The sequence below is a fragment of the Synechococcus sp. Nb3U1 genome, from assembly GCF_021533835.1.
GTDB lineage: Bacteria > Cyanobacteriota > Cyanobacteriia > Thermostichales > Thermostichaceae > Thermostichus.
This window is the reverse complement of sequence record NZ_JAKFYQ010000001.1, coordinates 217,246-230,929: the sequence shown is the minus strand read 5'-3', so window position 1 is coordinate 230,929 and position 13,684 is coordinate 217,246. Positions and strand designations below refer to the sequence as shown.

At 56.8% G+C, this 13,684-nt stretch carries 9 protein-coding genes; 5 read left to right on the top strand and 4 right to left on the bottom strand.

Features of this window, described 5'->3' with window-relative positions:
- Positions 1 to 243 precede the first annotated feature (243 nt).
- The 3 genes from L1047_RS00985 (at position 244) to L1047_RS00975 (ending at position 1,461) form a co-directional block, all read left to right on the top strand.
- Complete coding sequence (locus tag L1047_RS00985; protein WP_235276751.1) at positions 244 to 546, top strand: urease subunit gamma; 303 nt, start codon at positions 244 to 246, stop codon at positions 544 to 546.
- Positions 547 to 632: 86 nt separating this feature from the next.
- Entirely contained in the window at positions 633 to 1,046 is a 414-nt protein-coding gene (locus L1047_RS00980; protein WP_235276748.1) for an urease subunit beta, read from the top strand.
- Between the two features lie 139 nt (positions 1,047 to 1,185).
- On the top strand, positions 1,186 to 1,461 hold the full coding sequence (locus L1047_RS00975; protein ID WP_235276746.1) for a hypothetical protein: 276 nt from the start codon (positions 1,186 to 1,188) through the stop codon (positions 1,459 to 1,461).
- 764 nt (positions 1,462 to 2,225) lie between these two features.
- Here the strand turns inward: L1047_RS00975 and L1047_RS00970 are convergent.
- Complete coding sequence (locus L1047_RS00970; protein ID WP_235276744.1) at positions 2,226 to 3,410, bottom strand: NAD(P)/FAD-dependent oxidoreductase; 1,185 nt, start codon at positions 3,408 to 3,410, stop codon at positions 2,226 to 2,228.
- 138 nt (positions 3,411 to 3,548) lie between these two features.
- Between L1047_RS00970 and L1047_RS00965 the strand changes: the two genes are divergently transcribed.
- Complete coding sequence (locus L1047_RS00965) at positions 3,549 to 4,421, top strand: mechanosensitive ion channel family protein (protein WP_235276742.1); 873 nt, start codon at positions 3,549 to 3,551, stop codon at positions 4,419 to 4,421.
- A 27-nt stretch (positions 4,422 to 4,448) separates the two neighbouring features.
- Here the strand turns inward: L1047_RS00965 and rodA are convergent, their stop codons facing one another.
- Together rodA and L1047_RS00955 are read right to left on the bottom strand one after the other, a co-directional pair.
- Positions 4,449 to 5,774 (bottom strand): rod shape-determining protein RodA, encoded by a 1,326-nt coding sequence (gene rodA, locus L1047_RS00960; protein ID WP_235276741.1) that lies wholly within the window; start codon positions 5,772 to 5,774, stop codon positions 4,449 to 4,451.
- Between the two features lie 146 nt (positions 5,775 to 5,920).
- Complete coding sequence (locus tag L1047_RS00955; protein WP_235276739.1) at positions 5,921 to 10,789, bottom strand: TM2 domain-containing protein; 4,869 nt, start codon at positions 10,787 to 10,789, stop codon at positions 5,921 to 5,923.
- A 406-nt stretch (positions 10,790 to 11,195) separates the two neighbouring features.
- On the opposite strand from L1047_RS00955, the gene L1047_RS00950 reads away from it, so the two are divergent.
- Entirely contained in the window at positions 11,196 to 11,651 is a 456-nt protein-coding gene (locus L1047_RS00950; RefSeq protein ID WP_235276738.1) for a hypothetical protein, read from the top strand.
- Positions 11,652 to 11,664: 13 nt separating this feature from the next.
- Here the strand turns inward: L1047_RS00950 and treZ are convergent, their stop codons facing one another.
- Positions 11,665 to 13,554: a malto-oligosyltrehalose trehalohydrolase gene (gene treZ / locus L1047_RS00945; protein ID WP_235276737.1), complete on the bottom strand. Its 1,890-nt coding sequence runs from the start codon at positions 13,552 to 13,554 to the stop codon at positions 11,665 to 11,667.
- Between the last annotated feature and the right edge of the window lie 130 nt (positions 13,555 to 13,684).

Here is a 13,684-nt window from a genome sequence, read left to right as displayed (position 1 = left end):
CTTGATTACGAATCCATATCAACCTTTACGTCTATTTTTACTCTTTCACGATGAGTTGCGCCTGAGAAGGACAGAAGGAAGGGTCGGTCATTCATTGAACTCTGCTGTTAAGTCTTATGTAGCCTACCTGAGCTTGAGAGTTCCCTGAGCAGTAGGGCTTGGCACACCTTTTGGGCCGGGAGGTGGTAAAAGTAAGTCAGCTCTCACGTCCGCTGTGTTGTTGGATCCCATTAGGTAGGCCCTATGCACTTATCGCCCCAGGAGAAAGACAAGCTGCTGGTTTACTTGGCTGCTCAATTGGCTCAGGATCGCCGGCAGCGGGGCCTCAAGCTCAATTACCCGGAGGCAGTGGCTTTTTTGAGTGCGGCGGTGCTGGAGGGAGCCCGAGAGGGCAAGACAGTGGCACAACTGATGAGTGAAGGTCTGACCTGGTTGAGCCGGGAGGATGTGATGGCCGGGATCCCAGAGATGATCCCTGAGATCCAGGTGGAGGCAACCTTCCCCGATGGCACCAAGTTGGTAACCCTGCACCACCCGATTCGCTAAGTCGGTTGGGATCCCTGAGTTCGGACCTTGACAACTAAGACTTGACGACCAAGACTGGATTCCTAAAACTATGGGAGACTGCCCTCATGGCCGCTGCTCGCAAATCGAAAATTAAGCCTAGCGCCGAGGCTGAAGCCAGGTTGATCCCGGGGGAGCTTTTGTTAGCGGAAGAACCTATCCAAGCCAATGTTGGGCGGGCTATCATCACTCTGCAGGTGACCAACCAAGGGGATCGCCCCATCCAAGTGGGATCCCATTTTCATTTTTTCGAGGTGAACCGGGCTTTGGTGTTTGATCGGGCTGCCAGTTTTGGTATGCGTTTGAATATCCCTTCAGGTAATGCGGTGCGCTTCGAGCCGGGCCAAACCCATCAGGTGAGCTTGGTGGCGCTGGGGGGCAAGGGATTGGTGCACGGATTCAACAATCTGACAGAGGGCAGCGTGCGCTCAGGCACCCAAAAACGGCTTGCATTGGCGCGCTTGCAGGAGTGGATGGGCTAAAGGGTCAAGCGATGGAGGGGTAACGCCCCCTCAACTATGCAGGTTTGAGCATCTGAACCGAGGCTCAGTCACATCCTATTCACAGTCCGAATCCGTAACAGTAGTGCTATCCCTTCTTCTTCCTCTAGGAGTCAGCACAATGTCGGAGCGCGAAACGGTCTTGTGGATGTGGGTGCAAGGCTTAGGGTTAAACTTATCCGGGCTGGCCCTGTTGGCGGCAGTAGGTACCATTTTGGGGCCAGTGGGCTGGACGGGAACGGGGGTAGCTGTCATGTTGAAGCTGATCGGGGATGGACAACTGGTACGAGGGTACTGGCTCTGGCAAAGTCAACAGCGACAACTGGGATCCCAATCAGAGCAGGCGCCGAGCAATGTAATGTCTCAAGAAGGCTCGCGCTATACCGTTTGCGGTTAGCCCTGAACACTACTCATCAGGTTTCGGGTGAGCTTGGTTTCTGATGTACTCCTTAAGTCATTTTCACCCGACAGCTCACACTGAGTAGCCAAACAAAGACGCAAGAACACCTCTCAAGGTATCCATAAGCTATCCATAAGCACTGAGTTGATGACTTTCCTGCGATATTTGGTTGCAAAAACGTAATGCAACCGAATAGAGAAAACACTGTGAGAGCCTTTTCTAGGCCGCACTTCACCTACCCCCACCTGATATGCTGGTTGCATAGTCACACAACGCACTACGTTCTGTTCATACCCAACTGTTGAGCAAGAGAACATCTTGCATCAATGGCGGTGGCTGCACTGCATGTTGTACAACTCAGCCGTTGCAGATCAGAAGTCTAGTTATCAAAAGCTGGTTAGGTCTGTCGGTTACTTTGACCAGCAAAACCGATTACCAGAGTTTAAGGTGTTGGGTTCTTACGCTTTACAAGCAACGTTAAAGCGAGTTGATTTTTTGTTTCAGCGCTTCTTAAAGGGGTTAGGTGGCTATCCCAAGTTCAAAGCATCCCGTCGTTATTCGGGGTGGACATATTCCTATCGTTCAGGCTGGAAAGCCCACACAACTGGCAGGCATGGTGCGTGGGCTCTCACCAACTTAGGGAATATCACTACACGAGGGGAAGCGCGGAAGAACGCACCATTACCCTGCGGATCCCTCAAGCAACTTGGCTCGTTGAAGCGTCAGAAACTGTCTGCTCTAAAGCAGACAGTAGTTCATTATCAGTTCAAAATGTCGGCAAACCGGCCCGGAGACAACCCAGGAATCCATTCATCCTCTTGTCCGTAGGCCTGCTGGGCGAAACGGCGGGCCAAAACGGGCACCACAGCCAGGGGGTTACTGAAACCGGAGAACAGTTGCAACCCTTCTAACCCCGGCAGGGATCCCACCAAAGGCTGTTGATCGCCACTGAAGGCCACCAAGCAGTGGTACCACTGGCCGGGGAGGTGGGCCAATTTGGGCAGGTAGCGACCGGCTTGTTCGCGGATTTGCGCTTCGCTGGCTGCACTATCTACTACCGCATTGGGATCCGTCAAAACACGGCTGATCTGGCCCATGCGAAGGCTGCCATCGACAAATTGCAGTACCCCCGCATCCAAAATGGGTGGGCAGGGTTCCTGTCCCGGCTCATCCCAGAGAGGATCCTGCTCGGGTCGGGTGGAGGCCTGCTCCAGTTCAAAGCGCTGCACAGGTGTGCTCATGACCAGGGCATTTAACTTCAAATGGGAGGGTTCCAACTCCACCGACTCAGCATGGGTGAAATAAATGGGCACGCGGATCCCAGCTTGGCGCAACAAAGCCCTTGTCCAGCCCCCAGCACACACCACCACCTGAGCCGCCCCGTGCCAGACCTCTCCGATCTCGACCCCGACAATGCAATCCCCCTGCCTGCGCAAGCCTGTCACTGTTCCCGTTAAAAGGGATCCCCCCAAGCGTTGAAAAGCCTTTTGAAAAGCCAGTGCTGTCAGGAAGGGGTTGATATGGCCGTGGCTCACCCAGAGGACTCGCTCCAGAGCTGCCGGATCCAGCAGCGGTTCCAGCTCACAGGCGGCCTCTACGGAAATGGGGCGGGGCGGGATCCGGCACTGAGCCATATCTGCTTCCACCGCATCAGCATCGTAGCCGGGGGCAATCGGCATGAGCAGATCCAGCTCCCGAAATTGGATATCGGCCTGTAATTCTCCAGATAAAGTGCGGTAGCGTTGGATCCCTTCTTCCCCGAGAGCTTTGAGCAGCGGCGTTTTGCCCGCCCAATGGGCCAAGCCCCCGTAGCTGTAGCGGGTCGCCCCGTTCAATACCCCCTCTTTTTCCACCAGCAGCACGGATCCCCCTTGGTGAGCTAGTTCATAGCTCAGGGCTGCCCCTGTGATCCCACCCCCGATGACAATCCAGTCGTAGTTCGCCATAGCCTTACTTTTTGCTTGAGCGCCACTTATTGTTGCCTTAAAAAGGGTGAGTTTGGGGTATCGGGCATGGCGAAAACGGATCCGGAGTAAGCCTCCTGATCGATACTAGTCGAGGGAGCCGATTGAGAGGGCTGAATTATGAGTGAATTGCTGCAAACCATCAACCGTAGCCTACTGGAGCTGGTGGGCCGAGGCATTGAGCTATTGCCGGGCTTTTTGATCGCTGCTGCCATTCTCTGGGCTACCCGCTACGGCATTCAAGGGATCCGCCGCCTGGTCAGTTCTGCTGCTGCTCGATGGATCCCCAGTCGTTCTCTGCAGTCGCTCCTGGTACAAACCAGCCAGGTGGGGGCTTGGGCGGTGGGGATCCTGGCCGCCAGCGTCATCGCTTTCCCGGATCTGCGCCTAGGAGATTTGATCGGGCTGCTGGGTTTGGGGTCGGTGGCAATCGGTTTTGCCTTTCAAGATATTTTCAAGAACTTCTTGGCAGGCGTATTGCTATTGCTGAACGAGCCTTTTCAGTTGAACGATCAAGTCATCGTCGGCGACTTTGAAGGCACTGTGGAAGAGATCAACATTCGCTCCACCCAGATTCGTACCTACCAAGGGGAGCGGGTGGTGATCCCCAATGCCATGGTGTTCACCAGCCCGATTACGGTTCTGACGGATCGCCCCTACCGCCGCACCGACTTGGAAATTGGCCTTGACTACAACACGCCCCTTCCCCATGGACTACAGGTGTTGAAGGAAGCCATGCAGGGGGTAGAGGGGGTGCTGTCGGAGCCGTCTTTTGAAATCGACATTGTCGGCTTTGGGGATAGTTCCATCGATTTTATCGTGCGCTACTGGACTCGGCCCCGCAAACCGGAAGTGCGCCTTGCTCGCACCCAGGTGATGATGGCTCTCAAACAGGCCTGCGACGAGGCCGGATTGGTGATCCCTTACCCAATTCGCACCGTCTATATGTTCGACCAAGAGGCGTTTCAGGAGCACACGCCCAAAGTCGCCTAGGGATCCCTGTTGTTGAGGTGACTGGGTTTAGCTGAAGAACGTGGTGCGTTGCCGGTGCATCACCACCGATTCCACTAATCCAATCGCCAGAAAATTGGTCAGCAGAGCAGAGCGGCCATAGCTGAGAAAGGGCAGGGGTAAACCGGTAATCGGGGCCAAGCCAATCGTCATGCCGATATTCACCACCGACTGAAACAGGATCATCGCCAGTACCCCGATCGCAATCAGGGATCCGAAATTGTCTTTGGCCCCTTGAGCGATGAAGATCAAGCGCACACACAAGATCCAAAGCAGCATCAACACCGTCAGAGTGCCGAAAAAGCCCATCTCTTCTCCAATGGCCGAGAAGATGAAATCGGTATGTTGCTCGGGGATAAAGTCCAGTTGGGTTTGGGTGCCCTGTTGGAGCCCTTGCCCCCAAAAGCCACCTGCCCCGATGGCGATGCGTGATTGAATCAAGTGATAGCCGGATCCCCAGGGTTCTTGGGCCGGATCGATGAAGATCTCCAATCGCCGACGTTGGTAGGGCTTAAGGAAGTGCCAAGCCACTTGTCCCAGATGTCCAGAGAGCAGGTTGATCACCCCAAATGTGGTTGCCCCTGTCCAACGCCAGGGGAGCCGCCAAGCTGCCAGCCCCGCCATGCCCAAGCACCAAATCAACCACACCCATAGCATCCAGCTCAGCTCAGAGCGAGTGTGCAAGCCATAGAGAATTGCCCCCACTCCAGGTGACATGAGCAAGATGATCCAACTGCCCTTTGCTCCAGCCCAGTAGAGCATCGCCAGCAAGATCACCACAAACACCAGTGCTGTTCCTAGGTTGGGTTGGAGGAAGATCAGCACCCAGGGAGGGGTAATCACGGCGACGGCCACCCAAATTTGGCTGAAATATTTGATCGGCCAGTGGTGCAGGATGGCGGCTAGGGTGAGGATGACCCCTAATTTGGCGAACTCGGAAGGTTGGATCTGGAGCCCGGCAATGGAGATCCACCGCTCTGCCCCTCCCCCTGCTGTGCCGAAGAACAAGACGGCGGTCAACCCCCCTAGCGTCAGAAAGTAGGTGACCCAATGCCAGCGCAACAACCGCTCGTAAGGGATCCGCGCCAACACCCCCAGCGGGATTAAACTAATCCCAGCCATAATCAACTGCTGTAGCCAGTAATTGCTGATGGGGCGTTCCCGGACGGTGCTGTGGATGGCCAAGATGCCGATGCCGGTTAAGACCAACACTGTTGCCAACAAAATACCATCGAACTCGCGCCAGGCAGCAAAGACTTGCCAGAACTTTTTCCACGCAGATTGTGGGGTTCGTGTTAGCGGGACGGAGTCCAATCGCGGCTGCAGCAAGGCCATAGAAGTCTACATCCAGTCACACCGACACCAGTGTAGACCTAGATGGGAGAACAACCCTGCTAACGAGGTTAATCGCGTTGTTGCTATGCAACTCTTATGGGACTTATGCGGCAGTGGGACAGAGTTCATACAGTTCAAGTTCATACTTATTCCCAGCTCTGCAACTGCCCTAACCAGGAGTCTAGCCAGGCTCTGAGTTGTTCCCGTCGCTGTTCAAAGTTGGCTGCTACCCAAATCAAGAGCAGCCCCAAGAGAATGCCGATTCCCCACAACAACAGTGAGTAGGCCGTCACCAGCAACCACCCCTGCCGCAGGACTCCCAACCCAAAGCTGAGGGTGCCCATAAACAGATAGGCCCGCACCCGCAGAGCCAACCCCAGTAGCCCCAGGGCCAATCCCAATCCCACTGGCCAGAACCCCGCCCAAAGTTGCCCGTGGGTTTCGATCAACGTCACCAGAACCAAAAGGCCCGAGGAAAAAGAGCGTAGCCCATGCCGACTCTGACGAGCGCTAGCCTGTTGCAGTCCGGGATCCACCTGGGCCACGTAGAGCAGGGATCCCACCAGCGGTAGGGCATAGAGGGTGAGCGAAGACCACTCCTGCTGCCAGCCGTAATCCAGGAGGATCCAGTTGCTCAAAAACAAGCTGACATAGCCCAGACGCACCTGGGAGCGCTGCTCGCGCCAGTGCCCCCTTGGCGCAATGGATAGGAAGGCGTAGTACACCGCCCCAAGTAGAAGGTTGCTGCTGTTGGTTTCGCTGGCCGTTAGGAGCATGACCGTAATCGGTAAGACCAGGGCCGTATTTTGCCAGGGATCCGGCCACCAGCCCCACCGTTGCCAGGGAAGAAAATAGTACACCAGCCCCAACCCACAGGCTAGGGATCCCCCCCAAATCCCCAGATCCACCGGTAGCCATAGGTACACGGCCACAGCCAGGATCCCTGCCCATTGAAGAGCACTCAGGTAACTCCAGAAGCATTGTACCCAAGCAGCTTCTGAAAGCGTCTTTGGAGAATTGACCTCGTTTTCTGGGGTCGCGGGGTGTGAGGAGGGTTCTGGGGTTGCGTCAGCGGGACGGAGTCCTAGCGTGTCGGAATTGAATACGAGTAGCGCACCCAATTTTCTCCCTTGCCACGCGGCATAAGCCGCCAATCCGGATCCCGTCAGCAGCCAGAGGATCTCTCCCAACGCGCTGAGATCCAAAAGGGCGGGCAACAGACCAAGGCTGGCCAAACCCCAATTGAGGTAACCAATCCTGCCTAGCCAACTCCGCCAGGGTGCTGCAGAGGTGGGTAAGTATAAGTAGTCGGCGATCCAACGGGGGCAAAGTCGGTAAGCCAGCGCCAGCACCAACCCCAGCAAGCTGATGAGCACCAACCCATCCCCCAAGGAGCCGCCGGATTGCTGGCTGAGGAAGTATATCCAGCTTTCGTAGGCGGCCAGCGATACCCCTAGCGCCCCCAGAACCCCGAGGTGAAACCGTCTCTGGGGCCACTGTTGTCGGCGGCCCAACCCCAACAGGATGATGGAAAAGCCTAAGCTGCCCAGCCCCGTCAGCTCATCCCACTCCAGATGGGATCCCAGCCAGCCCAAAAAGCCATAAATCAGTGGCCCCGCCCAGAAACTAGTCAGTCGCCGCCAAGGTTGTCCCCATGCCTTGAGGAATACCGTCCTTTCCGGCCCAATCCAAAACAGGATCCCTAAACCCAGGTTAATCGTCGCCACTAGGGAGAGAATCTCCGGCACAATCGGTGGGGATCCCGGCCACCGCCACAGCACAGCGCTGATTACCAGCAGTTCCAAAGCCCAACCCAGCCCGTAAAGCAGCCCATCTAGGCTTATAGGTTCTACATCTAGAACTTCTCTGGGTGGGATCGCATCCCCTCTTTCACCTTCTTCTGTGTCCCTGTCCTGAGAAGTGGGCAAGGACTCCGTCCTGGGGATCCCTAGCGCTGGAGTAACCTCCACCCAAAGTCGGAGCCCAATCGCCAAGAGGATCCCTCCAGTTGCTAAAGGGAGGGCCCCTGTGACGGTCTGATATGGGGGGGTGAAGAGGGTTGTTGTTATCGCCAGCAGAAGCACCAACCCCAGCAGAGTACCCAACCCATCGAGGGCCGACCGATAAGATTCTTGTAGCCGTTCGCAACAGCGGGAAGGAGTCCTTGTGGAGAGGTGCTTAACGCCATAGCGACAGCCACTCAAAAGCAACAGCAGTGCCGACAAAGCAGCCAGCCACTCCTGCTCCGTCAGCGCCGGAAAAGCCTGGTTAATGGCCTCAATGCCAAACCCTAGCCCAAAAGTCACCGTCAGCAGCGCAATGGGCAGGCGAGCAAATAGCCACACCTGAGTTGCTATCAAAAAGGCCCCTAGCCCCAGCCCCCACAGACTGCTCCCCGGTACGCCGAGGGTGAGAAGCTGCGACATCAGGATGGAGGCAAGAGTCAGAGAGCCAAAGGATTCTCGAGCGGGGATCCCCTGTCGCCAAGAAAGACCTCCGGCCCGCTGACGCGATTGCAGCCACAGTGGCATAAACTCCAGCGACGGCCAAGCCAGCACCTGAGCCACCGTCAAAGTGAGAGGCACCCCCAACCACAGCCAACCGTGAAAATCCAATTCAATGGACTCCGTCCCGCTAACGCGATCAGGGAGCCAATACCCCAGGAAACTGCCCAAAAAGTGAAAGCGTTGGATGAAAAAGTTTCCGTAGCTGGCCAGAGCCAACACTAGGCCCAGCCAACCAGCACTCTGCTGCCACACCTGCAACCATGGGCCTCCCGCCCGCGTGCGCGACGAACCCTGTCCCACTGGCCACCGGTAAAGAGCCACTCCCCCTGCCCATTCCAGCAGAGCCAGCACCAGCAAAATCACCCCCCAACTTGACCCCTCCAACTCCGGCAGCAGCCAGTGGATCCCGGCCAGAAGGGCTGCCACCCCATAGGCATGGGTCAGGAATACCCAAAAAGGGCGTTGGGCAAGCGAGGGCTCTGAATCTTCGACTCCTTCCTCTTCGGCAGCCGTCCTAAACTTGGACTGATACCACAGCCACCCGGCCAGGATCCCAGTACCCAAAAGGAGATGCCAAAAACGAATCGCCAGATTGGGCAAGCTCAGCAACAACAGGGATCCCCCTAACCCCAGCACCAACCCTTCCGTCGGCCTCACCAAAACAGAAAAGCCCGGTTCACCATCCTGCGTCCTTTGCTGCCAGCGAGCCGCCAAACCCAACCACAGCCCCTCGTAGGGCAACAGGGCCAAGCCCAGCACTCCCCAAGGGAAAAAGATGGGGCCAAACCAGCCTGCCAGCCGATCCAAGACCCCCAACTGCCAGCTCCCCGGCAACACCTGCCAAAATACCCAGATGGTCTCCAAACCCAGCAAAAACAGCAGTGCCAAATCCACAACCTGCTTGCGATGGCTCAAACGCCTAACCAAGAAATGGATTCCCAACAGGCTGATGCCCAACAACTGCCAGTCGTTGGCGACAGCAGAACGTATGGAAGGACTCTCTGCCGCGGGTATAGCCCCCGGATCCGACAAGCCACTCCAGGCCAACAGCCCGCCCAGCACCAGCAGCACCAATCCAGCCCGGCCCCAATCTTGAGAGACCCAGCTTGGTAGGGCGGGCCCGGTACTGGCCCATGGAGTTCCCGTTTCTACCGATGCTGAGGAAGGTATTCTGGATAAGGCCTCCGGCCCGCTAACGGGAACAGAAGACTCGATAGATTCAACCTCCTCTGCGGGTAGGGATCCCGGCTCTTGCCACTCGCCCATCAACCAACCCAATAGAGCCACCGCCAACCCCAACTGCGATACCTGCATCTGCCCTGAGAGCAGCCCCCGCAGAACCAACAGGGATCCGGCAGCCCCCAACAGCCACAGCTTGGATCCCCGTAGGGCCAGAGACCGGCGACTCCAGGTGTAGACCACCGTGCTGACAATGCCCAGGTAGGTGATCCCCAGTGGCCCCAACCCCCACAGCACGTGCAAACCAGAGAGCGCCAAGAAATTCATCAAAGTGCTGTAAAAGGCATAGCCCGCCCCTGATCCAGAAGCCCGCACCCGCCCCCAAGCCGCCAATGGGATCCCCACCAGCAGCCCCAGCGCAACCCCGCGGATCCCCCAGGCGATGTTGAGGCCATCCAACGCCCACACGTTCACCGGTAACAACAGCAGAGCGATCGCTTCCAGGGTTTGGCCGGTTAGGCGCAATCCTTCTTGCTGATGTGCCCACCAAGCCCCGGCCCCAAAAGCAGCGGTATAGGCTAAAAGCACCGCATATTGTCCGGTTGGGGAAAATTGCTCCCACTGGCTACCCGCCAATACCCCCGACGACACCACCACCAAAAACAGCCCCAAGACCAATAGCCAGCGCACGCTCAGCTCTGCCAGCAGGTTTTGCAGCATCCGACCTGCCCAAGAAGGTGGTAAGGATGCTACGGGAACAGGTGGACTGGCCCCGGAAGTCCGGGTTTCGGGTTCACCCCCTGCTTGCGGGGTAGCTTCTTCCTGGGAGGGTTGTGCGGCTGTTCGCGACAGCAGGACATAGTCCTTAGAGGGCGGAGTGGAGTGAGTGCCCTGCCGGGCCGCATTTTTTTTCTGCACCATGCGCGGGATCAACACCAAGTCGATCACCTGGCCAATGCCCAGCAGCCCAAAGGTACACAGCCAAAGTAGCCCCGTTCGCCAGCGCCCCAGGTAAAAACGGTGTATGCCACAAATGCCAAACAAAGCTAGACCCCACAGCACATAGGCAGGGCCGATTCCCGCGAGTACCAATGCCCCAGAAGGGATCCCACGAGTTGAAAGGGCGGCTGGCGTAGAAGACTGCTCCCCTGCCGCCAGTTCCCCCGGCTGATCCAGTTGATAGGCTTCCGCGATAGAACGCACCTGTTCTGGTGTTAGTAAGCCCAGCTCCGCCCAAGCCCACAACCCCCGCAACACCGTTTGTCGGGATCCAGAAATGGTGAAGTTAAATGGATAAGACCGTGAGTCCTCTGCAGGTGGGGATCCCATGGCTAAACTCCTCAGGTGAGAAGGATTTGGGCCACCGTTACTCTAGGCCAGATCGTTCCTGCAAGCTGAGTTTCTCCCAAATTGAAAAATATTGCCGTTGAATGGTTCAGTACAGCCTTTTCCGACTTCACACAAGCCCTTGAGCTAGGTAAAAAACCTGATGGAGCAAGGGATTGACCTGAATCTGCTGTATCAGGTAACGCTGGAAAAGGCTGTATTATGAGGGCGCGCCGTTCACCTCCTCTTGACCCCCAATCTGGATACCGCTATCTGAGGGTCAGAACTGGTGGTCGGCGAAGATCACAGCAGAGTCTACATCCTCAATCGCACGGTTGTTTTGCCTTGCATCTGATATAAAAGCTTGTAAGGGTGGGAAATCTTAAACCATCCAGTGGGGTGCAATCACATGGTCATTCTGGATTACAGCGAAGCAGATAGCGGCTTTTGGGCCTCTACCCCCCAGGGCTTAGTAGAGGCGATCAAGTTCCAGAACCATTTTTACGCCATTCGGCGACTGTACAAGCGCACCCAAGATGCAGTGTCTGCCTGCCGGGCTGATGTAGAGAGCGGGTTTCGTAGCATTGTGGTGGAATTTAACGATCATGCCGAGGTGTGGGCGCAGCTTTTAACGACCGTTCCGGTACAGCCCAAGGGACAAACCCAGGTCGCCATCCCTGCAACTGACCCTGCCAAACCTGTGCTGACCTATCGCGGCCAACCCTTGAGCAGGCCCTCTGGCAATGCCGCCCCTGTACAAAAGCCCCTCACCTACCGGGGTCAAAAGATAGCCGAGCCAAGCGCCGACCCAGCCCCGCTTGTTCTCCCCGATTCCCTCTATTTTCGGGGCGTCAAGATGGGTTGAGCATCGCCCCCTCTTAAACGCTCAGACCGCTCAGACCATAGACCACCACCCCGTAGGCCGGCACCTCGACGGGATCCCCTTGACTTTGGTAGGGGAGCTGAGAACCAGCCCCCAGCCAATCCGGATCGTTGCTGTCCAGGACTTTTTGCCAGGTGCCAGCCGACCACCCAGAGTAGGTTGCCGAGTGGTCTGGGCTGAAGTTGAAAAGGGCAAGGAGGGCATGGGATCCCTGGCACCGTTGCAGGGCGAGGCCGCAGTCTGCAAACAGGTGGGCCTGTACCGACTCTCGCTGAAAGGTCTGTAGGGCGGGTAAAGTTTTGCGCAGCCGAATCAGGGTTTGATACCACCGCCAAAGGGCCTGGTGTTGACCTGCTGATTTGAGATCCCAATTCAGCTTAGAGCGGTAAAAGGTCTCTTCCGACTGCGGATCCGGCACCTCTCCCTTCCAGGTAAAGGCGCTAAACTCCTTTCTCCGCCCCTGTCGCACGGCTTCTACCAAGTCGGGATCCCCGTGGCTGACAAAATACTGAAAGGGTGCGGTTTCGCCATACTCTTCACCCATATAGAGCATCGGCAGCATCGGGGCCAAGAGCAGGGTGGCAGCTGCCAATTTTAACCCCTCAAAAGAGGTGAGCTGGCTGAGGCGCTCCCCCAACATACGATTGCCGATCTGGTCATGATTTTGGATGCAGATCACAAATTGGGATCCCGGGTGCTGGGCGGCGGAGTTGCCATAGCGTCTGGCCCGATGAGGCGAGTATTGGCCGGAAAAAACGTAGCTTTCTCGGTAGGATTTTGCCAATTGCTCCAACTGGCCGAAGTCTTCGTAGTAGCCCTCTTTCTCGCCGGTGAGCAGGGTGTGAACACAGTGATGAAAGTCATCGCACCACTGGGCGTCGATGCCGTACCCCCCCTGCTCCCGCGGAGAGATGATCTTGACATCGTTTAGGTCGGTTTCGGCAATCAACTGTCGTTTCCAGCCGGTGCGTTGACCTAGCGCCTCCACCCGTTCCGACAGTTCCCGCAAAAAAGGGCGGGCGCTAAAGTCATAAATGGCGTGAATGGCGTCCAACCGCAGCCCGTCTAGGTGGAATTCCTCCAGCCAAAACTCAGCATTCTGCAGAAAAAACTCCCGTACCCCATCACAATAGCGATCGTCGAAATTGAGGGCGGCGCCCCAGGGAGTATGGTATTTGTCGGTGAAGTAGGGGCCAAACTCGCGCAGGTAATTGCCTTCGGGCCCCATGTGGTTGTAAACAACATCCAGGATCACCGCCATTCCCGCCTGATGGCAGGCATCCACCAACTGTTTCAGGCCCTGCGCCCCCCCATAGGCCGTCTGCACAGCGTAGGGATACACGCCGTCATAGCCCCAGTTGCGTCCTCCCGGACATTGGGCCACTGGCATCAGCTCCAGCACATTTACCCCCAAATCCAGCAGCTCCGGCAGGCGGGGGATGATCGCGGCAAAGGTGCCTTCTGGAGTAAAGGTGCCCACATGCAGCTCGTAGAGGATCCACTGCGGCAACGGGATCCCTTGCCAAGCCCCATCCTGCCAGTCAAAGCTGGGATCCAGAATGCGGGAGGGGCCATGAACGCCGTGGGGTTGCCAGCGGGAAGCCGGATCCGGTCGTTCTACTTGGCCTTGCTCATGATGGAGCACAAACAGATACTCCACCGGCCCCGCCGGGATCCCTTCTAGCTCAACCTGCCAGTAGCCCTCCTCATCTTGCTGTAGGGGTATTTTTCGTTCAATGGGGCAGAGCATTTTCAGCTCTATCTGCTGCAGTAAAGGCCCCCACACCGAGAAGCGATAACAGCCAGAATCCAGAGGATAGGCCCCCATGCGGCGTGTGGGATCCAAGGCGGAGGAAGAAGAAGTATTCAACACAGATCTAGGCAAGGAAACACGGTTCCCACTATAGCGGGATGCTTCCCCTACTCAGGGATCCACGCATACTTCACACGTGACGCTGCGGCCCCCCTCTACAGCCAGACCTTTGCCCCAAACCTTTGTCATAGTGGAATAGCTC

Coding starts and splice junctions, on each gene's coding strand:
- L1047_RS00950 (WP_235276738.1), top strand. CDS start 11,196: ATGGTCATTCTGGATTACAGCGAAGCAGATAGCGGCTTTTGGGCCTCT.
- L1047_RS00975 (WP_235276746.1), top strand. CDS start 1,186: ATGTCGGAGCGCGAAACGGTCTTGTGGATGTGGGTGCAAGGCTTAGGG.
- rodA (WP_235276741.1), bottom strand. CDS start 5,774: ATGGCCTTGCTGCAGCCGCGATTGGACTCCGTCCCGCTAACACGAACC.
- L1047_RS00980 (WP_235276748.1), top strand. CDS start 633: ATGGCCGCTGCTCGCAAATCGAAAATTAAGCCTAGCGCCGAGGCTGAA.
- L1047_RS00985 (WP_235276751.1), top strand. CDS start 244: ATGCACTTATCGCCCCAGGAGAAAGACAAGCTGCTGGTTTACTTGGCT.
- L1047_RS00965 (WP_235276742.1), top strand. CDS start 3,549: ATGAGTGAATTGCTGCAAACCATCAACCGTAGCCTACTGGAGCTGGTG.
- L1047_RS00970 (WP_235276744.1), bottom strand. CDS start 3,410: ATGGCGAACTACGACTGGATTGTCATCGGGGGTGGGATCACAGGGGCA.
- L1047_RS00955 (WP_235276739.1), bottom strand. CDS start 10,789: ATGGGATCCCCACCTGCAGAGGACTCACGGTCTTATCCATTTAACTTC.